22 protein-coding genes are annotated in these 21,599 nt (G+C 61.9%); 12 read left to right on the top strand and 10 right to left on the bottom strand.

Annotation, left to right across the window (positions count from 1 at the left end; all coding sequences use genetic code 11):
• The first annotated feature begins 190 nt into the window (after positions 1-190).
• Complete coding sequence (locus RTX98_RS10765) at positions 191-1,765, top strand: DegQ family serine endoprotease (protein ID WP_312796512.1); 1,575 nt, start codon at positions 191-193, stop codon at positions 1,763-1,765.
• Positions 1,766-1,809: 44 nt separating this feature from the next.
• On the opposite strand, the gene RTX98_RS10760 is transcribed toward RTX98_RS10765, so the two are convergent.
• From RTX98_RS10760 to serB, 3 genes are all read right to left on the bottom strand, one after another.
• Entirely contained in the window at positions 1,810-2,370 is a 561-nt protein-coding gene (locus RTX98_RS10760; RefSeq protein ID WP_312796510.1) for a hypothetical protein, read from the bottom strand.
• Between the two features lie 64 nt (positions 2,371-2,434).
• The gene (locus tag RTX98_RS10755) at positions 2,435-3,007 is read right to left on the bottom strand and encodes a GNAT family N-acetyltransferase (protein WP_312796509.1); all 573 of its coding nucleotides are present in this window, start codon (positions 3,005-3,007) and stop codon (positions 2,435-2,437) included.
• On the bottom strand, positions 3,004-3,891 hold the full coding sequence (gene serB, locus RTX98_RS10750) for a phosphoserine phosphatase SerB (protein ID WP_312796507.1): 888 nt from the start codon (positions 3,889-3,891) through the stop codon (positions 3,004-3,006). Before serB ends, RTX98_RS10755 begins: the two co-directional genes overlap by 4 nt.
• Here serB and miaA point away from each other — a divergent pair.
• The gene (gene miaA / locus RTX98_RS10745; protein ID WP_312796506.1) at positions 3,890-4,807 is read left to right on the top strand and encodes a tRNA (adenosine(37)-N6)-dimethylallyltransferase MiaA; all 918 of its coding nucleotides are present in this window, start codon (positions 3,890-3,892) and stop codon (positions 4,805-4,807) included. The genes serB and miaA overlap by 2 nt on opposite strands.
• 22 nt (positions 4,808-4,829) lie before the next feature.
• Here miaA and RTX98_RS10740 read toward each other — a convergent pair whose 3' ends face one another.
• Entirely contained in the window at positions 4,830-6,644 is a 1,815-nt protein-coding gene (locus tag RTX98_RS10740; RefSeq protein WP_312796528.1) for an ATP-binding protein, read from the bottom strand.
• Between the two features lie 303 nt (positions 6,645-6,947).
• Here RTX98_RS10740 and RTX98_RS10735 point away from each other — a divergent pair, with 303 nt between their 5' ends.
• The 4 genes from RTX98_RS10735 (at position 6,948) to RTX98_RS10720 (ending at position 11,213) form a co-directional block, all read left to right on the top strand.
• Entirely contained in the window at positions 6,948-8,729 is a 1,782-nt protein-coding gene (locus tag RTX98_RS10735; RefSeq protein ID WP_312796505.1) for an acetolactate synthase 3 large subunit, read from the top strand.
• A 32-nt stretch (positions 8,730-8,761) separates the two neighbouring features.
• Complete coding sequence (gene ilvN, locus RTX98_RS10730; RefSeq protein WP_312796504.1) at positions 8,762-9,334, top strand: acetolactate synthase small subunit; 573 nt, start codon at positions 8,762-8,764, stop codon at positions 9,332-9,334.
• Between the two features lie 78 nt (positions 9,335-9,412).
• Positions 9,413-10,009, top strand: coding sequence for a LysE family translocator (locus tag RTX98_RS10725; protein ID WP_312796503.1), 597 nt, complete (start codon positions 9,413-9,415; stop codon positions 10,007-10,009).
• A 76-nt stretch (positions 10,010-10,085) separates the two neighbouring features.
• A complete protein-coding gene (locus RTX98_RS10720) occupies positions 10,086-11,213 on the top strand; it encodes an ATP-dependent DNA helicase (protein ID WP_189502645.1) in 1,128 nt (375 codons plus the stop codon).
• A gap of 22 nt (positions 11,214-11,235) precedes the next feature.
• On the opposite strand, the gene RTX98_RS10715 is transcribed toward RTX98_RS10720, so the two are convergent.
• Positions 11,236-11,646 (bottom strand): STAS/SEC14 domain-containing protein, encoded by a 411-nt coding sequence (locus RTX98_RS10715; protein ID WP_312796502.1) that lies wholly within the window; start codon positions 11,644-11,646, stop codon positions 11,236-11,238.
• A 230-nt stretch (positions 11,647-11,876) separates the two neighbouring features.
• Between RTX98_RS10715 and RTX98_RS10710 the strand changes: the two genes are divergently transcribed.
• The 4 genes from RTX98_RS10710 to ilvC all read left to right on the top strand — a co-directional run bounded on the left by RTX98_RS10710 (position 11,877) and on the right by ilvC (position 16,914).
• On the top strand, positions 11,877-13,805 hold the full coding sequence (locus RTX98_RS10710) for a potassium transporter Kup (protein ID WP_312796501.1): 1,929 nt from the start codon (positions 11,877-11,879) through the stop codon (positions 13,803-13,805).
• Between the two features lie 48 nt (positions 13,806-13,853).
• Positions 13,854-15,128, top strand: a complete 1,275-nt coding sequence (locus RTX98_RS10705) for an NAD(P)/FAD-dependent oxidoreductase (RefSeq protein ID WP_312796500.1) — start codon at positions 13,854-13,856, stop codon at positions 15,126-15,128.
• A gap of 81 nt (positions 15,129-15,209) precedes the next feature.
• Positions 15,210-15,860, top strand: a complete 651-nt coding sequence (locus RTX98_RS10700) for a TetR/AcrR family transcriptional regulator C-terminal domain-containing protein (protein WP_416223104.1) — start codon at positions 15,210-15,212, stop codon at positions 15,858-15,860.
• A 34-nt stretch (positions 15,861-15,894) separates the two neighbouring features.
• The gene (ilvC, locus tag RTX98_RS10695) at positions 15,895-16,914 is read left to right on the top strand and encodes a ketol-acid reductoisomerase (RefSeq protein WP_312796498.1); all 1,020 of its coding nucleotides are present in this window, start codon (positions 15,895-15,897) and stop codon (positions 16,912-16,914) included.
• Between the two features lie 141 nt (positions 16,915-17,055).
• On the opposite strand, the gene RTX98_RS10690 is transcribed toward ilvC, so the two are convergent.
• Positions 17,056-17,532, bottom strand: a complete 477-nt coding sequence (locus RTX98_RS10690; RefSeq protein ID WP_312796497.1) for a MarR family winged helix-turn-helix transcriptional regulator — start codon at positions 17,530-17,532, stop codon at positions 17,056-17,058.
• 97 nt (positions 17,533-17,629) lie between these two features.
• On the opposite strand from RTX98_RS10690, the gene RTX98_RS10685 reads away from it, so the two are divergent.
• The gene (locus tag RTX98_RS10685) at positions 17,630-18,007 is read left to right on the top strand and encodes a nuclear transport factor 2 family protein (RefSeq protein WP_312796496.1); all 378 of its coding nucleotides are present in this window, start codon (positions 17,630-17,632) and stop codon (positions 18,005-18,007) included.
• A 24-nt stretch (positions 18,008-18,031) separates the two neighbouring features.
• Here the strand turns inward: RTX98_RS10685 and RTX98_RS10680 are convergent, their stop codons facing one another.
• Together RTX98_RS10680 and RTX98_RS10675 are read right to left on the bottom strand one after the other, a co-directional pair.
• Positions 18,032-18,322 (bottom strand): PilZ domain-containing protein, encoded by a 291-nt coding sequence (locus RTX98_RS10680; RefSeq protein WP_312796495.1) that lies wholly within the window; start codon positions 18,320-18,322, stop codon positions 18,032-18,034.
• Positions 18,323-18,458: 136 nt separating this feature from the next.
• Positions 18,459-18,953 carry a BA14K family protein gene (locus tag RTX98_RS10675; protein ID WP_312796494.1) on the bottom strand — a complete coding sequence of 165 codons (495 nt, stop codon included), beginning with the start codon at positions 18,951-18,953 and terminating at the stop codon, positions 18,459-18,461.
• 141 nt (positions 18,954-19,094) lie between these two features.
• On the opposite strand from RTX98_RS10675, the gene RTX98_RS10670 reads away from it, so the two are divergent.
• Positions 19,095-19,820 carry a hypothetical protein gene (locus RTX98_RS10670; RefSeq protein ID WP_312796493.1) on the top strand — a complete coding sequence of 242 codons (726 nt, stop codon included), beginning with the start codon at positions 19,095-19,097 and terminating at the stop codon, positions 19,818-19,820.
• Positions 19,821-19,822: 2 nt separating this feature from the next.
• Here RTX98_RS10670 and RTX98_RS10665 read toward each other — a convergent pair whose 3' ends face one another.
• Both RTX98_RS10665 and RTX98_RS10660 read right to left on the bottom strand, forming a co-directional pair.
• On the bottom strand, positions 19,823-21,031 hold the full coding sequence (locus tag RTX98_RS10665) for an ABC transporter permease (protein WP_312796492.1): 1,209 nt from the start codon (positions 21,029-21,031) through the stop codon (positions 19,823-19,825).
• Positions 21,031-21,599: ABC transporter ATP-binding protein (locus RTX98_RS10660; RefSeq protein ID WP_312796491.1), on the bottom strand; the 569-nt coding region annotated here is incomplete at its 5' end. The genes RTX98_RS10660 and RTX98_RS10665, both read right to left, overlap by 1 nt.

The following is a 21,599-nucleotide window of genomic DNA, read 5'->3' as shown; positions in this document are numbered from 1 at the left end:
ATGATCGCCGGCGTGGTGCTGATCTGGGTCATCCGGGGCTAGCGCCTTTCACACAGGATTTATGTGGTGAGCGAGAAATGAGGGTCGCAAACGCGCCTCATTTCTCGCAATCATGCACCCCATTGCTTCGCTCGGGATTCTCACGATCCCCAGCGCTGGATCCAGGACCATCGGTGATCGGAGAAGTGTCATGACGTCAACCGGGGTACGGACCAGCCTCCGCCTTCTGACAGCTGTGGCGCTTGTCACCACGAGTGGCCTGTCTCCAGCCTTTGCTCAGCTTAGCGCACCATCCGTGCCGCCCGTTTCACAGCCCGCACCGGCGCCTGCTCCCGGGACACCTCAGGGGCAGCCGGCGCAGCCGACGCCGATCCAAGGCCCAGCGTCCGTTGCCGACCTCGCCGACGATCTGCTTGGCGCGGTGGTGAACATTTCGACCTCCCAGCATGTGACGGGTACGGAAGGCCAAGGGCCTGTGCCTATGCCGGAACTGCCGGAGGGATCGCCGTTTCAGGACTTCTTCGACGAGTTCTTCAAGAACCGCGAAGGCCAGAATCAAGGTCCGCGCGACGTGCAGTCGCTGGGCTCGGGGTTCGTGATCGATGCGCAGGAAGGCATCGTCGTCACCAACAACCACGTAATCGCCGACGCCGATGCGATCGAAGTGATCTTTGCCGATGGCGGGAAGCTCAAGGCCGAACTCGTCGGACGCGACACCAAGACCGATCTGGCCGTGCTGAAGGTCGACGCCAAGGCGCGCAAGCTGACATCCGTACAGTTCGGCAATTCCGACGAAATGCGGATCGGCGATTGGGTGATGGCGGTCGGTAACCCGTTCGGACTGGGCGGGACGGTGACGGTTGGCATCATTTCGGCGCGCAACCGCGACATCAATTCCGGCCCTTATGACGACTTCATCCAGACCGATGCCGCGATCAATCGCGGTAATTCCGGCGGGCCGCTGTTCAACATGCGCGGCGAGGTCATCGGCATCAACACGGCGATCATCTCGCCCTCGGGCGGCTCGATCGGCATCGGCTTCTCCATTCCAGCCAAGATGGCGTCTGGTGTGGTGTCGCAGATCCGCGAATTTGGCGAAACGCGGCGTGGCTGGCTCGGCGTGCGTATTCAGCCGGTCACCGACGACATTGCAGAAAGCCTGAACATGGACCGCGCCCATGGCGCGCTGGTCGCTGGGGTCATCAAGGGCGGGCCGGTCGACAATGGCAGCATTCAGCCGGGCGACGTCGTGCTGAAGTTCGATGGCAAGGACGTGCGCGAAATGCGCGACCTGCCGCGCGTCGTGGCCGACAGCCCGGTAGGCAAGGCGGTGGACGTCGTGATCGTGCGCAAGGGCGTCGAGCAGACGGTTCAGGTGACGCTTGGCCGGCTCGAAGACAGCGAGGAAGCCGAGGTTGCAGAAGGCACGGATGCGCCGGAAGCGGCTGAACCGGATGTGGTGGAAAATGCCACCACGCTCGGCATGACGATCGGCGAGCTGACGGACGAGCAGCGCGAAACCTTCTCCTTTGCCAAGGAAGTCTCTGGCGTTCTGATCTCGGAAGTGGCCGAGGGTTCGGCCGCTGCGGAAAAGGGCATCGAGCCTGGCGAAGTGATCACCGAGATCGCGCAGGAATCCGTAGCATCGCCGAAGGACGTTCTCGACCGTGTGCAGGCGCTGAAGGAGCAGGGCCGCAAGAATGCCTTGCTGATGCTCGCGTCCAAGACGGGCGAGTTGCGCTTCGTGACGCTGCGGATCGAGTAAGCCTGGGTTCTTGCAGTAGCCCAGCGACCTGCTTGGGCGCTGGGCTATTTCGAGGGAGCTTCGGGACGTTCCGTGAGCGGTACGATCTCGCGGCCAGTCTTGTCGATCACGCCCCATAGACCGCCTGCCATGTAGGAGTATTCTCCGTTGCCGACCGGCTTGGAGACGCAGCCGGTGCAGACATCGGCGCGGCCGTTTTCGAACGGGAAGCCGAATGTGTAGGGCGCGCGGATCTTCACGTTCAGGTCGTTGTCGACGTAGACGAGATCGTCGCCGATGCGTCCGCGTGCCAGACCTTCCGCGAAGGCGTCAGGGCCATTGTCGTAGGTTAGAACCTCCACCATGCGGCCGTTGCGATGGCGGTAAAACCACTGATGGCCGGGGAAGGTGATGGTGGCGAGGTCGTCGGTGTAGGAGATGTCGGCGAGGATAGCGGGCGCTATTGTGTAGCCATCGGCTGCCTTGGCGGCGCAGTGCTCTACCGTTTCCAGATCGCGTTCGGACCAGTAGGTGCAGGGAAGCGGGTAGGTATCGTCTGACGGAGCCGCTGGTGTGTCGCCGGCTTGCGCCAAGAGGAGGGACATCAACAAGGCGGTGAGCATCATTGCTTCCTTGTAGAGGGCAACTGCCCCGCTTCAGCGGCTTGAGAAAGTGAGTCCGAAAAGCCGCTTAAGTGCCGGCTTCTCTTTGCTTCTTCCAGTCGTCTCGGCTTAGGCGGTAGAGCGCGTGGCGCTTGAGATGCGGGTGGGTGTCGGGCACGTCTTCATGGTCGAAGTCGCCCTTCTGGTCGTGCCACATGCCGATGCGCTCCATGACCGCGAGCGACCACGTGTTGTTGGCAACGGCGAAGGAGACGATTTCTTCCAGGCCCAAATCCTGGAAGCCGAAACGCAGCCACTCGCGCGCGGCTTCCGTGGCATAGCCCTTGCCCCAAAGGTTGCGCTTCAAGCGCCAGCCGATCTCTGTTGCGTCAGGTGATAGGCTGATAATGCGCGGGTCCTTGCGGATGCCGACGAAGCCGATGCACTCGCTGGTCTGCGCCAGTTCCACGGCCGCAAAACCGTAGCCGTCACGATCGATCTCCGCCCGAAGCCGATCCATCACCGCGTCGGCCGCGGCCCGGTCACGGCGCATGGGGAAGAAGCGTATGACTTCGGGGTCGGAGTTGATTTCGTGGAAGAGTTCGCGGTCGCGCTCTTCCCAGTTGCGGAGGATCAGCCGTTTGGTGTGCAGCGGTTTCAATGGACGAAATCCGATTGGCTATAACCTTGGAGATAGAGCAGGGCGGTGAGGTCGCCATGGTCGATGCGAATGACCGCCTGTTCGGCGACCATTGGCTTGGCATGAAGGGCGACGCCACTGCCGGCCAACTGGATCATGCCAAGATCATTGGCGCCGTCGCCGACGGCCAGCGCATCGCCGAGAGTCACACCGCGCTCGGCAGCAATCTCACGCAACGCCTGCGCCTTGGCTTCGCGGCCAAGGATCGGCTCGGCGACAAGGCCGGAAAAGCAGCCATTCTCGGCGATCAGGGTATTGGCGCGGTTTTCATCGAAGCCGAGTTCGGCGGCGATCGGATTGGTGAAGTCGAGGAAGCCGCCGGAAATCAGCGCGGTGTAAGCGCCGTTGGCGCGCATGGTCGCAACAAGCGTGCGGCCCCCGGACGCCAGGTGGATTCGGCTGTCGATGACCTTGCGGATGACGCTGGTTTCCAGGTCCTTCAACAAGGCGACACGCTCGCGCAAAGCGGGCTCGAAAGCGATCTCTCCGTTCATGGCGCGCGCTGTGATGGCGGCCACATGCTCCTTCAAGCCGACTTCGGCCGCCAGCTCGTCGATGCATTCCTGATCGATCATCGTCGAATCCATGTCGGCAATGAGGATTTTTTTCCTGCGATTTTCCGCAGTCTGCACTATGATGTCGACGGGATGTTCGGCTAGAGCTTCGCGGCCGAGGCTTTCGATAGCGGTCTTATCGAGGTCAGGACCCGGCGTGAGATCGCAGGCGATGGTTTCGGCAAGCCAGGTGGCCGGTCCGGCGCCAATCGCTTGCGCGACGCGGCCGGCAAGTTCAGCCGTGAGGGTTGGGCGCGCGGGATGACAGACGAGTGTGACGACGAGGGACATGGGCGTTTCGGCTGACAGTTCGAGGACGGCGGCGGGCTTGATCCGCAATGCAACCCTGATAGCGGGGCCAACTGCCAGCGGCAAGTCGGCGCTGGCCGTGCGGCTGGCACGCGCAAGCGGTGCCCTGATCGTCAATGCCGACTCCATGCAGGTCTATGATGTGCTGCGGGTCGTGACGGCGCGACCCGGCGAGGCGGATCTGGAACAAGCGCCACATGTTCTTTACGGCCATGTAGCGCCGACAATTGCGTTCTCGACCGGCTCTTGGCTACGGGATGTGGCTGCACTGGCGGCGCGGCAGGGCGACCGGCCCTTGATCTTCGTTGGCGGTACTGGGCTCTATTTCCGGGGGCTGGTGGAGGGGTTTGCCGAGATGCCGGCGATCCCGCCGCATATCCGTGACCGCTGGCGCTATAAGCTGCATGAGGAAGGGCCGGACAAGCTGCATCGCATTTTGCGCGCGGAAGATCCCAAGATGGCGGCTGCGCTACGCCCGGGCGACGGGCAGCGGATCGTGCGCGCGCTGGAGGTGCTGGAAACGTCGGGCCGTTCGATCTCGGAATGGCAGGCCGATAGTCGTCCGGCGCTGATCGACCGTGCGAGCGCGTCGTTTCGGGTGATCGAGCCAGATCGCGCCGTTCTGGTCGAGCGGATCAATCGCCGCTTCGACCGAATGGTGGAAGACGGCGCGCTAGACGAAGTGGCGGCGCTGCTGGCGCTCGATCCCGATCCAGCCGTGCCTGCGATGAAGGCGATCGGCGTGCGCGAGCTTGGCGAAGTGCTGGCCGACCGTATGCCGTTGGCGGATGCGATCGAACGCGCCAAGATTGCGACACGGCAGTATGCGCGGCGGCAGTCGACCTGGTTCCGCAACCAGTTCGGGCCGGAATGGCAGCGGATTTCCGGGTTCGAGTAGCGGCGGCGCTCAGGCTGCCCGCTTACAGCTTGCCGAAGGGTCCATCGGTCGAACGCCGAAGATAGCGCGAGGATTCGGGTTCGCGCAGCACCGGAGCTGCCATCCGTTCTGCTGCTGAAGGAAAGGGCGATGGGTTTGCCGGCTGCTGCTGCGGCGCGCCTTCAACTGGGTCCGTCTGCTCCGCACGGGGCGTCGCGCGCAGGCGATCAATGATGCGGGCGAGATCGATCTCGTCGCTTTCACCGGTGCCAGTGTCTTCATCGTCCTGCCGTCCCGGCAGAAGCGTCGCCGGCTGCTGCTCGAAGGTCAGACGCATGGTGGTCGCCACGCCTTCACCGAAGGCAATTGCTTCGCGCTGGCCCATCGATGACAGGAAGGACAGGGTCGAGGCGGACGAATCCGAGATGGCCGAGCGGATGATCGCCTTGTCGTGCTCATTGGCAAGACGCATGGCAAACACCGTCGAGCATTGCGACAGGATGGTCGGGTCAAGTTCGCCCGGGCGCTGCGTGACGACGCCGAGGTAACAGCCATATTTGCGGCCTTCCTTGGCGATGCGCGACAAGGCGTGGCGCACGGGCGCGAAGCCGAGAGCGGGGTCCGACGGCATGTAGCGATGGGCTTCCTCGCACAGAACGAGGATCTTGAGCTTGCCGTCGCTGCCTTCAGCCAGATCGAAGGCGAGGCGAGCGAGAACCGAGCAAACCGCGTTGACCACTTCCGACGGCATGCCGGCCATGGAAAAGCAGGTGATTGGCTTGCCTTCATGCGGAACGCGAAACATGCTGCCGATTGATCGATGCAAAGTGTCTTCGATCAGGCGCGAGGCGAACATGAAGCGGTAGCGGGGATCGGCCACCGCCGCGTCGATGCGAGCGCGTAGCGAGCGCAGAACCGGGCGCATTTCCTTGCTGTCCAGCATGCCCAGCCGCTCGTCGAGCTGGCGCGTGATGTCGGCGAGACGATAAGGGATCGGCGTGTCGGCGGTAATGCTGCCGCTGTCGCCCGACCGCCGCATGAGGCCAACCTGCGCGTTGGCGCGATAGGCCTGCTTGGCTTGCGGGATCAACTCGCGCAGGAGGTCGACTTCGTCCGTATCCGGAGTGCGGCCGCGAAACAGAACTTCTGCGAACTCTTCCAGCTGGAACATCCAGAAGGGCAGGTCGAGGCTGGTGAGATCGATGCGGTGCGCCTTGTCGGGAAAGGCGGTGGTGAATTCGTTGTGCGGGTCGAACATCAAGACGCGCAGATCCGGCCGGGCCGCGATGGCCTTGCGCACGAGCAGTGACACGGCCGTCGACTTACCGACGCCGGTTGTGCCGACCACGGCGAAGTGTCGGCTGAGTGCGACGTCGATCGCCACGCTGGCGCTGATGGAAGCATCCTGGCTCAGCGTGCCGACCGTTATCGCGCGGCGGCCGCCAAGATCATAAACGGCCTGAAGATCGCGGCCGCGAATGCGATGGGCGACTGCGCCGAGATGCGGATAGGCCGTGATGCCGCGATCGAAGACCGGGCCGGCGGCGGTATCGCGCACCTCGCCCGCCAGGTCGATCTTCACTTCGATCGGGTTTTCGACGCCTGAGTCCCAGTGCGGCGTGGACGTCGCGATGCCATAAACAAAGCCGACGGTACGGGTGTTTCCGAGATTGACGGAGATCATCCGCCCGACCGTCCACTGCATGGAGCCATCGGCATCGTCAGCGCCAGCCGCGATGGTCGCATGGGCGCCGTCGCAGGCGATGATACGACCGATAATCCGCGTGTCCGGCTGCTGCTCGGCGCGTCGCTCCTGCGAAATTTCTTCGCCTCGCGCCAGGGATTTGTCGGCATACATCATGAGCTTCGCGTCCGTTCTGTTGAATGGACTTAAGCGAGCAGGGTTAAAGCGGAGTTCGGCGGATTTCTCGTATGCCGATTAATAGCGCGATTTCGGCCTGAAACGGGGATTGACGCTTCGGAAAGATGACTCTACGGTCCACCACCATGAAGACAGCACTCATTCTCGTAGTAGGACGGCGCGTGGGCAAGGCGGTGTAACCGCCGGGCGAAAGCACCCCATGCGCAACACGAAGGCTCCCTCGGGGGCCTTTTTTATTGCCTCGACTTCACACGACACTCGGTAAAAAGCGGGACGACAATGACCAGCGACAATAGCGGCAAGCGCGAAATGACCGGCGCGGAGATGGTGGTTCAGGCGCTGAAAGATAACGGCGTCAAGCACCTCTTCGGCTATCCGGGCGGCGCCGTTCTGCCGATTTACGACGAGCTGTTCCAGCAGGACGAGATCCAGCACATCCTGGTGCGCCATGAGCAGGGCGCGGGCCATGCGGCGGAAGGCTATGCTCGCTCCACCGGCAAGGCCGGCGTGATGCTGGTAACCTCAGGTCCCGGCGCAACCAATGCCGTCACGCCCCTGCAGGACGCGCTTCTCGATTCGATCCCGCTGGTGTGCATTTCAGGCCAGGTTCCCACAGGCCTGATCGGTTCCGACGCGTTCCAGGAAGCCGATACCGTCGGCATCACGCGCCCTTGCACCAAGCACAACTGGCTGGTGCGCGATGTGAACGATCTGGCCGCGATCCTGCACGAAGCCTTCCAGGTTGCGACAACGGGACGTCCGGGTCCGGTTCTCGTTGATGTGCCGAAGGACGTTCAGTTTGCCACAGGCACCTATACGCCGCCGCAGACGGTGACGCGCACGTCTTATCGCCCGAAGGTTCAGGGTGATCTGGAAGCCGTGAAGCAGGCTGTTGCTCTGATGGCGACGGCCAAGAAGCCGGTGATCTATTCCGGCGGCGGCGTCATCAATTCCGGTCCGGAAGCCAGCCAGCTGCTGCGCCAGCTCGTGGAACTGACCGGCTTCCCAATCACCTCGACTCTGATGGGTCTCGGGGCTTATCCGGCATCAGGCGACAACTGGCTCGGCATGCTCGGCATGCACGGTTCCTATGAAGCCAACATGGTGATGCACGATTGCGATGTCATGCTGTGCATCGGCGCACGCTTCGACGACCGGATTACCGGTCGTTTGGATGCGTTTGCGCCGAATTCGCGCAAGATCCACATCGATATCGATCCGTCGTCCATCAACAAGAACGTGCATGTCGAGGTGCCGATCATCGGCGATGTCGGCCGCGTGCTGGAAGACATGGTGCGCTTGTGGCGCGCTTCGGGTCAGACCGACCGCAAGGCGCTGGCGCCATGGTGGGAGCAGATCCAGCGCTGGCGGGCGCGCGACAGTTTTGCTTATCGCGAAAACCGCGACGTGATCATGCCGCAGCATGCCGTTCGCCGTTTGTATGACCTGACCAAGGGTCCGAACACCTACATCACGACGGAAGTCGGCCAGCACCAGATGTGGGCGGCACAGCATTACGGCTTCGATGAGCCGAACCGCTGGATGACCTCCGGTGGTCTGGGCACGATGGGTTATGGTCTGCCGGCGGCTCTCGGTGTGCAGATCGCACATCCTGACGCGCTGGTGATCGACATTGCGGGTGACGCTTCCGTGCAGATGACGATGCAGGAAATGTCGACGGCGGTGCAGTATGAAGCGCCGATCAAGATTTTCATCCTGAACAACCAGTATATGGGCATGGTTCGGCAGTGGCAGCAGCTGCTCCACGGCAACCGCCTGTCGCATTCCTATACCGAAGCGATGCCGGACTTCGTGAAGCTGGCGGAAGCCTATGGCGGACACGGCATTCGCTGCGACAAGCCGGACGAGCTCGACGATGCGATCAACGAAATGGTGTCGGTGAAGAAGCCGGTGCTGTTCGATTGCCGCGTCGCCAACCTCACCAACTGCTTCCCGATGATCCCATCAGGTAAGGCGCATAACGAAATGCTGCTGCCGGACGAGGCGACGGATGAAGCGGTGGCGAACGCGATCGACGCCAAGGGCAAGATGCTGGTTTAACACAGGCCGAGATCTAGGAAGAGACTGTTATCATGAATGCCCAGCTTCAGCCGACCGGATCGGCCTATTTCATTCAGAAGTCGCTTGAAAAGCCGGTGAGCCACACGCTTTCCGTGTTGGTCGACAACGAACCCGGCGTGCTTGCGCGCGTGATCGGGCTGTTTTCCGGACGTGGCTACAACATTGAGAGCCTCACCGTTTCGGAGACCGAGCATCAGAGCCACCTGTCGCGCATCACGATCGTGACACGCGGCACGCCGCATATCATCGATCAGATCCGCCACCAGCTTGAGCGCATTGTGCCGGTGCATCGGGTTGTCGACCTGTCCATCCGAGCCGCCGAACTCGGCCAGGAAAAGCCGCTCGAGCGCGAGCTTGCCTTGGTGAAGGTATGCGGAACCGGCGAGGAGCGAATGGAAGCGCTGCGCTTGGCGGAAGCGTTCCGCGCCAGCGTGATCGATGCCAACACCGAGCACTTCATTTTCGAAATTACCGGCCGTGTTTCGAAGATCGAGCAGTTCATCGCGATCATGCAGCCGTTGGGGCTGGTGGAAGTCTGCCGCACCGGTGTGGCGGCGATGAACCGCGGCCCGCAGGGGATGTAAGTCCACCCAATCCGTTTTCTTCAAGGATGTGCCGGCCGAGCGCCGGCCGTCTTCGCTTGCCTTGGATCGAGGCCGCCTATGTCGCACGACACGCTTGTTGCGCTGTTCATCTATGCTTTCGTGAGCTCGATCACGCCGGGTCCCAACAACTTCATGTTGCTGGCCTCAGGCGTGAACTTCGGCTTCATGCGGACCATCCCGCATATGCTGGGCATCGGCGTTGGCTTCGTATCGCTGTTGCTGGGTGTCGGCTTTGGTCTGGGTGCGGTGCTCAGTGCCTTTCCCGCGCTTCACCTGGCGCTGAAGATCGCCGGCGGCGCTTATCTGCTTTACCTCGCCTGGAAGATCGCGATGTCGCGCACGCTTGGAAGCGCTAGGGATGATCGCGCCAAGCCCATGTCCTTCTTGCAGGCCGCGGCCTTTCAGTGGGTGAACCCGAAGGCTTGGGTCATGGCCGTGACCGCAATGGCGATCTACACGAACCCGGCTGCACCGTTCGTGTCGGTTGTGCTGATTTCGATGATATTCGGTCTGGTGAACCTGCCGTCCGTGTCTTGCTGGGCCGGCTTCGGCGTGGCGCTTCGTGGCTTTCTGTCCGATCCGCAGCGGCTGAAGTGGTTCAACATCGTTATGGGACTGATGCTCGCGGCGACGTTGTGGCCGATGTTGCGTTGAGCGTTCTTGTTGTGTTCATGCTGTTCGGCTGCTAGAGGAACTTGCTCCGACGGCACGAATCCGATCTGACCACTGTATGAAATTTTCTCCGCAACAGGACGAGGCGCTGCAGGCGGTTGCGCGCTGGATGAAGTCGGGCAAGCCGCAGATCTTTCGGTTGTTCGGTTATGCCGGGACCGGCAAAACGACACTGGCGCGACACTTCGCCGAGAATGTCGACGGTAGCGTGCAGTTCGCTGCCTTCACCGGGAAGGCTGCACAAGTATTGCGCTCCAAGGGTGCGAGCAATGCTCGCACGATCCATTCGCTGATCTATCGGCCGCGCGGCGAAGAGGCGGTGGAGAACGAGGATACCGGCAAGACGTCGATGTCGCCGACCTTTGCGCTGAACCGGCAATCACCGGTTGCGAAGGCGAAGCTGATCATTGTCGACGAATGTTCGATGGTGGATGAGGCGCTGGGGCGCGATCTCCTGAGCTTCGGCACTCCTATCCTGGTGCTAGGCGATCCGGGCCAGTTGCCGCCGATTTCGGGTGGCGGGTTCTTTACCGAGCATGAGCCAGACCATCTGCTGACGGAAATCCACCGGCAGGCGCGTGACAATCCGATCATCCAGCTTGCTCTCGATGTACGCGAGGGCAAGGAGTTCATGTATGGCGACTTCGGCGCCGCGCAGGTGATCAGCAAGGACGAGGTCACGCAGGATCTCGTGCTTGGCGCCGATCAGGTGCTGGTGGGCACGAACCGGACGCGGCGCCGCTACAATGCGCGGTTGCGCGAGCTTAAGGGATTTACGGCCGAGTTTCCGCAGGCCGGCGACAAGCTCGTTTGCTTGCGCAACGACCCGTCCAAGGGGCTGTTGAACGGTTCGCTGTGGAAGGTGATGACGTCTTCAAAGGAAACGGTGAAGCCCGGCATCAATCTTCTTGTAACCCCGGAAGAAGACGATCCCGATCGGGGCGTGGCCAAGATCAAGCTGCTGAAGGCTGCGTTCGAAACGCCAGACGAGGAAATTTCCTGGCAGCTGAAGAAGCGGTTCGATGATTTCGACTACGGCTACGCGCTGACCGTGCACAAGTCGCAGGGTTCTCAGTGGAATAACGTCGTTCTGTTCGATGAAAGCTGGGCGTTCAAGGACACGCGCCAGCGCTGGCTCTATACGGCGGTGACGCGTGCGGCCGAGCGGCTGACGGTGGTGCGTTGATCACCACCGCCGTGGCCTTGGCTCAGATGTCGAGCGGCTTCGGCGTTGCGCCGACCCAGGCCCAGGCTTGTTCGGCCTCATCTTCGTCGAAACGCTTCAATTCGACGTCGATCGATGGCGCAAAGAAGCCGCTGAAGTGAGAGACCCAGTCCGGACCGCCGATCGAGGCGCATTTACGGATATGGGCGTTGGCGTGCTCCTGACCTTCCTTCTTCGTGTCGTCTGACAGTTCCGACCAGTCGACGCCTTCATAGTTGGTGAAATGCACGAGTACGTCGATGCGCGGATGCAAGGCATAGGCGCCTTCCAGCAGGCCATACAGGTTCTCGAGATCTGCTGCCGAAACGTGGCCGGTAATTTCGCAGGCAAAAAGATCGGTGCGATCCGTCTCGATCCGCCTGACTGCCGGCACTGCATTTAAAGAAGAAGGCATTGTGTCTCCTGTGTTTCCCAATCTGGGACGGAATGCGGAAAACTGCAGCGCGTTCCCCTAATCACCGCCTAGAGCTTGAACCTAAATAGGTCATCTTCGTTGATGAGCCAGCGCTGAATTATCGGCAATGCTTTGTTGAGCCTGTTTCTGTTTGTGGGCACATGCAATCATCTCGATTGATCTTGCGTGAAAGCAGGCGTAAGAGGCCGCCCGCCCGAAAGGAGGGCATCATGAGCATTGACGAGACTGCAGGCTCTACTTCCAACCCCGTCGCGGCCGTGCCGCACAAGGTGGAGGGACATGGAGAGCAGAGACTGCCTATCCTGATGCTCGGTGCGCTGGGTGTCGTTTACGGTGATATCGGCACGAGCCCAATCTACGCTTTTCGCGAGGCGCTGCGCGCTTCTGCCGGGGCGGAGATCGCCACGCGCGAGGACATTCTGGGCGTGCTGTCCCTGATTGTCTGGGCGCTGACGATCATTGTCACCATCAAATATATCCTGTTCGTGCTGCGCGCCGACAACCGCGGCGAGGGCGGTACGCTGTCGCTGATGGCGCTGGTGCGCTCGACCTTTTCCAATCGGCCGGCGCTTCTGCTGTTCATCGGCATGATCGGCGCCTCACTATTTTATGGCGATGCGGTGATTACGCCGGCGATCTCGGTTCTGTCTGCTGTCGAAGGCATGAACACGGTCACGGCCAACTTCCAACCCTATGTCGTGCCCATCACGCTGGTGATCCTGGCGATCGTCTTCTACGTGCAGCGCTTCGGCACGGCCAAGGTTGCAACCATCTTCGGGCCGGTGACGGCTGTGTGGTTCCTTGCGATCGGCGTGTCAGGACTTGTCCATATCGCCGACGACGTCGAAATTCTGTATGCGATCAATCCCTATTACATCGTCATCTTCCTGATCGACTCGCCGGCCGTGGCGTTCGTGACGATCGGCGCGGTGTTTCTGGCGGTGACGGGTGCGGAAGCGCTTTATGCCGATCTCGGTCATTTCGGGCGCAAGCCGATCGTTATGGCCTGGCTGGTGATGGTATTTCCCTGCTTGCTGCTGAACTATTTCGGGCAGGGCGCCTATGTGCTTTCCCACGGTGGTGCGATCGGCCATCCATTCTTCGAGATGAATGAAGGCTGGGCGCTTGTGCCCATGGTGCTGCTGGCGACGGCCGCTACCGTGATCGCGAGCCAGGCGGTGATTTCCGGCGCGTTCTCGCTGACGCGTCAGGCGGTGCAGCTCAACATGCTGCCGCGTTTGGAAGTGCAGCATACGTCGGCGGAGCAATCCGGCCAGATCTACATGCCGCGGGTCAACACGCTGCTCGGCATCGTCGTTTTCATGCTGGTTGTCGGCTTTCAGGAATCCAGCGAACTCGCTTCCGCTTACGGTATCTCGGTCACCGGCAACATGCTGATCACCACGCTGCTCTTGTTCGTGGTCATGCTGCGGATTTGGAAGTGGCCGCTGGCGGCTGCGGTAGGTGCCACGGCCGTGTTCCTGATCATCGACATCGGCTTCTTCGTGTCGAATATCGTGAAGGTGTTCGACGGCGGCTGGGCATCGATCCTGGTGGCTGTGTCGATCGTGACGCTGATGGCGACATGGGTGTTCGGCAGCCGAGCCTTGTTCGACAAGACGCGCAAGAACGAGGTGCCGCTCGACTTCTTCATCGAGCAGCTGGCCAAGAAGCCGCCGACGCTCGTGCCGGGCACAGCAGTGTTTCTCACGGCCGATCCGCAGCGAACGCCCACCGCGCTGCTGCACAGTCTGAAACACTACAAGGTGCTGCACGAGAAGAACGTGATCCTGTCCGTCAAGACGGCCACGACACCGCGCGTGCCGGAAAGTGAGCGGGCGCAGATCGAATCGCTTAACCCGCTTTTTATGCGGGTGTCGCTGACCTTCGGCTATATGGAGCGGCCGAATATCCCGCGCGCGCTGGCGATCTGCCGCAAGCTCGGTTGGAAGTTCGATATCATGACGACCTCGTTCTTCCTGTCGCGGCGCTCGCTGAAGGTTTCGGCCAACTCTGTGCTGCCGCATTGGCAGGACCGGCTGTTCATTTCGATGGCGCGCTCGGCAGCCGACGCGACCGAATATTTCCAGATCCCCACAGGCCGGGTGGTGGAAATCGGCACGCAGGTGGCGGTTTAGGCCGTCACAGGCTAAGCACTCCTTCGCTATCCTAATGAAGGAGTGTCCATGAAGCAGAGTTCGAGCATCGCCATTGTGGGGGCTGGGCCGGGTGGTCTGGCGACTGCCTTGCTGCTCAAGCGACGCGGCCATGATGTCAGGGTGTTCGAGCGCTTTGAACAGGCGGCGCCTGTCGGCTCCGGGCTGATCCTGCAGCCGACCGGCTTGAGCGTGCTCGCCTATCTCGGTTTGTTGCCGGCCATGCTGGCACGCGGTGCACGGATTGATCGGCTGACGGGCGCGGATGCGCGAAGCGGCCGCACCGTGCTGGATGTGCGCTATGATGCGCTGGCTGGTGGGCGTTTCGGGCTGGGCACGCATCGTGCGGCTTTGTTCGACGTGCTGCACGATGCAGTGGTCGCCGCGCGCATCCCCATCATGACCGGCACCGATGCGCAGTCCTTGCATGCGATGGGCGACGGCATCGGCTTCGACGCCAGTGGCCTGCGGCATGGACCGTTCGACCTCATTGTCGACGCCAGCGGCGCGCGTTCGACGCTGCGCCGGCATGCGGTGCGACCGGTTGAACCACGACCGCTGACTTATGGCGCGATATGGGCGACGCTTGACTGGATTGGCGAGGGGTTCGATCCAAATGCGCTGCAACAGCGCTATGAGCGTGCGCATACGATGGTGGGCGTGTTGCCGGTGGGGCGGGTCGATCCGGCCGGTGGTGAGAAGGCGGCGTTCTTCTGGAGCCTCAAGCCGGCTGAGATCGACGCGGTGAAGGCTGGTGGGTTGGACACCTGGAAGTCTCGCGTATTGGCGGTCTGGCCGGCTTGTGCGCCCTATCTCGACCAGATCACCGACTTTGCGCAACTGACCCTTGCACGTTACGGGCATCACACCTTGCTGCCACAACGGGGCGAGCGGATCGTGTTCCTGGGCGATGCGGCGCATGCCACCAGCCCGCAGTTGGGGCAGGGCGCGAATATGGCACTGCTCGATGCGGCGGCTCTGGATGAGGCTCTGCGGCGCAGCGATGATCTTGATCAGGCGCTGGATGTTTATGGGGCGTTGCGGCGCAACCACATTAAGCTGTTCCAGGCTTTGTCCTTGATGTTGACGCCGTTCTACCAGTCCGACGGACGCGTGCTGCCGTGGATGCGCGACACGCTGGTGGCGGTGGCCGCGCGCGTACCGCCGTTGCCGCAGATGCTTGGCGCGATGGTGGCAGGGACACTGCTTGATCCGCTTGGGCGGATCGGTCTGGCCGAACCGGATTGGACAGCTATCGCTGGCGCGTTGGGTTCAACGGAAGCGCCCACGCAAGAAAAAGCATGAACCGCAACTCGCCTCTTGTGAGCTAAGTCTGGATGCGCTACTCAACCGAACCGTAACGTACGGTACAGTCGAAAGAGCGTGTTGCAGTCCACCGTTATCCCCAGCGAAGAAGCCCCGTCCGAGCGCCAGCAAGCCGTGCTCGATGCCGTATTGTCGCTGCTGGTGGAGCAGGGGCATGCGCTGACCATGACGGCGGTGGCGCGGCGCGCGAGCTGTTCCAAGGAAACGCTCTACAAATGGTTCGGCGACCGCAACGGACTGCTGACGGCAACCGTGCGGTGGCAGGCCTCGAAGGTTCGCGCTGGCAACTACGACGCGCAGCATCTCGACAGCAGCGCATTGCGCGAAAGCCTGCAGGGCTTTGCGGTGAATTGGCTGACGGTGATTTCGAGCCGCACGTCGGTGGCGCTGAACCGGGTGGCGGTGGGCGGAGCAGGGTCCGGTCGGGATGCGCTCGGCGCTATCGTTCTGGCCAACGGACGCTTTGCGATTGGCGAGCGGCTGAAGCCGGTGCTGGAAGCCGGTCGATCTGCCGGGCTACTCGCCTTCGACGATGCCGAGGAAGCGTTTCGCACCTTCTTCGGTCTAGTCGGCCGCGACGTGCAGATCCGGCTGCTGCTTGGCGACGACATAGCGCTGGATGCTGCCGAGATCGATGCGGATGCGCGGCGCGCCACAAACCAATTCTTCGCGCTCTACGGCGCAGGAAAATCGCCGGCTAAGGCCGGATAATCCAACAACGAATAGCGAAGCGGAAGGAAACACCATGCGCGTTTATTACGATCGTGATGCCGATCTCAATCTCCTCAAGGGCAAGAAAGTTGCCGTGATCGGCTATGGCAGCCAGGGCCGTGCTCATGCGCTGAACCTCAAGGATTCCGGCATCACGGACATCGCGATCGGCCTCAAGGAAGGCTCCGCGACCGCCAAGAAGGTCGAGGCCGACGGGCTGAAGGTCATGAGCGTCGCCGAAGTCGCCAAGTGGGCCGACGTGATGATGATGGCCACCCCGGACGAGCTGCAGGCTGGCATCTACAAGAACGACATTGCGCCGAACATCCGCGATGGTGCGGCGATTGCCTTTGCTCACGGCCTTAACGTGCATTTCGGCCTGATCGAGCCGAAGAAGACCATCGACGTCATCATGATCGCGCCGAAGGGCCCGGGTCACACCGTGCGCGGCGAGTATCAGAAGGGCGGCGGCGTGCCTTGCCTCGTGGCTGTCGATCAGGACGCTTCCGGCAATGCGCTGGATGTCGCACTGGCTTATGCGTCTGGCGTCGGCGGTGGTCGGTCGGGCATCATCGAGACGAATTTCCGCGAGGAATGCGAGACAGATCTGTTCGGCGAGCAGGTCGTGCTCTGCGGCGGTCTGGTCGAGCTTATCCGCGCCGGTTTCGAAACGCTGGTGGAAGCAGGCTACGCGCCGGAAATGGCCTATTTCGAGTGCCTCCACGAAGTGAAGCTGATCGTCGACCTGATCTATGAAGGCGGTATCGCCAACATGAACTACTCGATCTCGAACACCGCCGAATGGGGCGAGTATGTTTCGGGCCCGCGCATCATCACGGAAGACACCAAGGCCGAAATGAAGCGCGTCCTCAAGGACATTCAGAGCGGCCGTTTCACCTCCGAATGGATGCAGGAATACAAGTCCGGCGGCGCACGCTTCAAGGGCATCCGCCGCACCAACGACAAGCACCAGATCGAAGAAGTCGGCGAAAAGCTGCGCGGCATGATGCCGTGGATCGGGAAAAACAAGTTGGTGGATAAGTCCGTCAACTAATTTGGATCGCTGCGTCTGACAGTCGATCCACGATTCTTTGCTTGCGCGTTCTAGGGGCAAGCCCCTGTGGGCGCGTGGGAATCGGGAGAAACAAGCTTGCGCCTGGTTATGCGATGGACTGGGCGCAAACCTTTTTGGACGTTAGCCGACGTCGTTGATGCTTGCCTTCGCTGAAGTGTCTGCGCCAGCGATGCGGTCGAGGTTTGCGATCAGGCGGGACAGCATGTCGATGAGTTGCGCCACTTCATCATCACTGAAGCCCTGCAGCACCTCGCCGTTGCCTTTCAGCAAGGCAGTGATTGCGCCGGGAAGCTGTTTCTCCGCCTGAGCCGTCAGCATGATGCGGCTGCTTCGCCCGTCTGCGGGATCGGGTCTGCGCTCGATTAGCCCATCCCTTTCCATCCGCGCCAGCATCTGCGCCATCGGCGGCTGCTCGATTTTGGCGAAGCGGGCGAGGTCACGCTGTGTGCTGGCCTGTCCATCCCTTAGCGCAACCAGCACGGGCAGATGACCGACGCCGAAGCCGAGCGGCTTCAACCGCGCTTCGCTTAGCCGTGTGAAGCCGCGTGCCGCAAGGCTGATGAGGTGCCCGGGGGTCGAAAGCACATCCAGATCCATCGACTTTAACTCCTTCGCTCTTGCTAACGGAATTATATACGTGCATATATAAATGATCTACCAGGTGGTGTAGCATCGAACCGAGGCAAGGACGAAAATGATGGATCAAGAGATCGAGCTTCTGCGCGACATCTACCGTGCCTTCAACGCGCGGGATATCGACGGCGTGTTGATGGCGCTGCATGACGATGTTGAATGGGCGAACGCGATGGAGGGCGGGCATGTTCACGGGCATGATGCCGTGCGCGATTACTGGACGAGGCAGTGGTCCATCGTCAGCCCCCATGTCGAACCGGTCGGCTTCCGGAAGGCCGAAGATGGCGCGATCATCGCCGAAGTCCTGCAGACCATTCGCGACCTCGAGGGCAACCCGCTTGAAGGGCAAACACACGGGTTGAAGGACAAGACCGTCGGCCATGTCTTCCACTTCAGGGATGGCAAGGTGGCGCGCTTCGACGTTCAGGATGCTGTGTGAGGCAACTTGGCGTGCGCGCCGGTTTCAGCCGTAATGCCAGTGCGGCTTTGGAGCGGTGCCGGTGATCTCGACGCCGGCGCGGTCACCCGTTCGCCAGCGCAACTCGCACTGGTATGCGATGTTATCGACAGACACGTAAAGCAAAAAGCTTTTCGGAACTGCGATATCTGCCGGAACCCGCAACTCGGCGCCGTTGCTGTGCATGTTGCGGATGGTGCAGCGGATTTCGGATTGCGTGCCGTGAAGGATCGCGCCGCCCTTCAGCACGCGCTGCCGGTGCAATGCCCGTTCTTTCTGCTCGCTGGGGTTGGACATGAGTTCAGCCGAAGGTTATTTCGCTTGTCTTAGAAGATAGGCCGTTGCTTCCTTGTGCAAGCCCATTGCGTGTTGCGCCAAGAAAAAGGCCGGGCTGTTTTCACCGGCCCGGCCTTTTATCGTCAAGGGTGATGGCTCACCGGAAGGGCGAGTGGCACGACCGGCGCGGACCGTAGTTCGGCTGGAACGTGTTGTCCGACGCACGATAGGAGCGATACTGGTTGTAGCACCAGTTCACGTGGTTCGAGGCGTAGCCACGGCCGCGTGGAGCGACATAGCGCGGTGCTGCATAGCGTGGCTCGACATAGCGGTAGGTCGGGGCGATGCCGAAATAGACTGACGGGCCGCGACGATGGCCGTAGTAGTCGCGATGACGCCGGTAGTCGCGGTAATCGCGCCGATCGTGGTGGCGACGATACTCCCGGCGATCATGGTGACGGTCCCAGCGGCGATCATAATGGTCGCGGTACTGGACCTGCTCGGCGCGGGCCGGCTCAGCCGGACGATCGAAATTGGCGATGGGGCGAAGACCGGCGGGCGCGATCTGCGCGGATGCGGTCGACACGGTGCCGGCAACGGCAGAGATCATGAGAAGACCGGCCACGGCCAGCTTCGACAACATGCTCTTCATGGCATTCCTCCATTTGGGGCGGTGGACTAAAACCTGTCCTTGCCGCGACAACTCGCATGAGCGCGATGAACCAGCGCTGAATGTGACGTGTGCCGGAATGTTCATGCTTGCATTCGCAGGGCCGCGCGCCACTTCTGCGCCATGACCCGCTTTGATCTTCCCGAAAACCAGATGGTTGCCGTTGACGATGTCAACTTGCGCCTCGATCTCTCGAACCTGCCCTTCGAGGATGCGCATCGGCAGGCAATTGCCGCGCATTGGCTGATCGAGAAGGCGGCGCAGCCGGCCTTGTTCAACGGGCGCTTGCTGATGTTTTCGGAACTGCGGCTGGAGAACGGAGTGCTCGAAGGACGCTGCCATCTCGCCGATTACGCGACGCTTCTCTACTGGCGCTCGATCCGGCCGCATCCGGATGTGGTTCATTGCTTTGCGCATCCCGCGCTAGTTTCCGCTGACGGCGCACTGGTTGCGGCTCGGATGGGCGCGCATACGGCCAATGCGGGATCTGTCTACTTCGCGGCCGGGTCGTTCGAGCAGGACGATCTGCGCGATGGCCGCATCGACCATGTCGCCAATATGGAGCGCGAGGTGATGGAAGAGACCGGCCTCGATCTCACGCGCCTGACGCATGAACCGGACTACCATGTGCTGGCGATGGTCACCGGCACGGTGATCTTCCGGCGCTACCGGCTGGATGTGAGTGCGGATGAAGCGGCACGTGCCATCGAAGCGCATGTCGCCGCCGATCCCGAGCCTGAAATCGAAGGACCGGTGATCCTCCGGGATGCCAAGGCGGCACCAGACGGCCTGCTGCCGCACATGCAGACCTTCCGGGACTGGCACTTCGCCAATCCCATGCGGCTTTGAGCCTATTCGTGGCGTAGCGCGTCTATCGGGTTCAGCCGCGCGCCGCGTAGGGCGGGGAAGAAGCCGAATACCATTCCGATCAAGGCGGAGAACACCACGGCGATCAGGATGATCGTCGCGCTGGGCGCGAAGGGGATGGCGAGGAAGCTCGCGGCGCCGCCGGCAAGGCCGAGCCCCAGCGCAATGCCCAGCAGACCGCCGAGCAGCGACAGAACCGTGGCTTCCACCAGGAACTGGATCAGGATGTCCTTTTCATGCGCGCCGATGGCGAGCCGGATGCCGATCTCGCGGGTGCGCTCGGTGACCGACACCAGCATGATGTTCATGATGCCGATGCCGCCGACAAGCAGGCTGACCCCGGCGACGGCGCCCAGCATGCCGGTCATGGCTGTAGTCGCGCTGGTCATGGCGTCGGCGATCTGTGTCATGTCGCGCACTTCAAAATTGTCGTCGCGCGTCGGCTGGATACCGCGGGCCTCTCGCATGATCGCGCTGACATCGGCCACAGCCTGCGTAGTCGAAGCGCCATCGTTCACGGACACGTAGATCGTATCGATGTAGCGATTGCCGGCGATGCGACGCTGGAAGGTGGTGAGCGGCATCAGGACGAGATTGTCCTGATCCTGCCCGAAGCCCGTATATCCCTTGGAGCCCAGCGTGCCGATGATGCGGCAGCTGGTCTTGCCGACGCGGATGATCTCGTCGAGCGGATCGCCAGAGCCGAAGAACTGGGTACGGATCGTCTGGCCGATCAGGCACACGCCGGTGCCGCCGCGCACTTCCTGTTCGGTGAAAGCGCGGCCAAGCGAGACTGTCCAGTCGCGCGCCGTGAAATATTCGGTATCGGTGCCGGTGACCTGCGCGGCCGTGTTTTGCGAGCCATAGACGATGCGCACCTGGCTTTGCGACTCGCCGGAAACGGCGCGCACATCGTCCAGATGCTTGTTCAAGACATCGAGGTCCTTCTGCTCCAGGCGGCGCACGGTGAAGTTCGAATTGCCGGAGCGATCGGGTCTCGCTGCGCGCACCACGAGCAGGTTGCTGCCGAGCTTGGAAATGTCCTCGCGCACCTTGGCCGTTGTGCCGGAACCGATCGTCACCATGGCAATAACGGCCGCCACGCCGATGACGATGCCGAGCAGGGTCAGCACCGAACGCATGGCATTGCGGCGCACGGAGCGAAGGGCGAGGCGGATGGTTTCCCACAGCATCAGGCGGGCTCCATCTCATAGCCCTGCGAGGCGATCTTGCCATCGAGGAAGGAGATCGTGCGGTCGGCATAAGACGCGATGTCGCCTTCATGCGTGACCATCGCGATGGTCAACCCTTCGTCGCGGTTGAGGCCGGTGAGAAGCTCCATGATTTCGTGAGAGCGCTGCGTATCGAGATTGCCGGTCGGCTCGTCGGCCACAAGGAGCGTAGGCCGCGTGACGATGGCGCGGGCGATTGCGACGCGCTGTTGCTGGCCGCCGGATAGTTCGGCCGGCGTATGATGTTCGCGACCACCCAAGCCGACCTGCGCCAAAGCCTGCATGGCCGCTCGGCGACGCTCGCCAGCCGGCATGCCGCGATAGATCAGCGGCAGTTCGACGTTCTCGGCGGCTGTGGTGCGGGGCAGGAGATTATAGCCCTGAAAAACGAAGCCGATATAGAGATTGCGCAGCACCGCGCGCTGCGTGCGATCAAGCCGCCCTGCATCGACGCCGAGAAAGCCGTGGCGTCCGGAGGTCGGCGTATCGAGGCAGCCGATGATGTTCATCGATGTGGACTTGCCTGAGC

The organism is Tianweitania sp. (assembly GCF_032053605.1).
In the GTDB taxonomy this organism is placed as follows: Bacteria; Pseudomonadota; Alphaproteobacteria; order Rhizobiales; family Rhizobiaceae; genus Tianweitania.
This window is presented reverse-complemented; position numbering and strand designations above follow the sequence as displayed.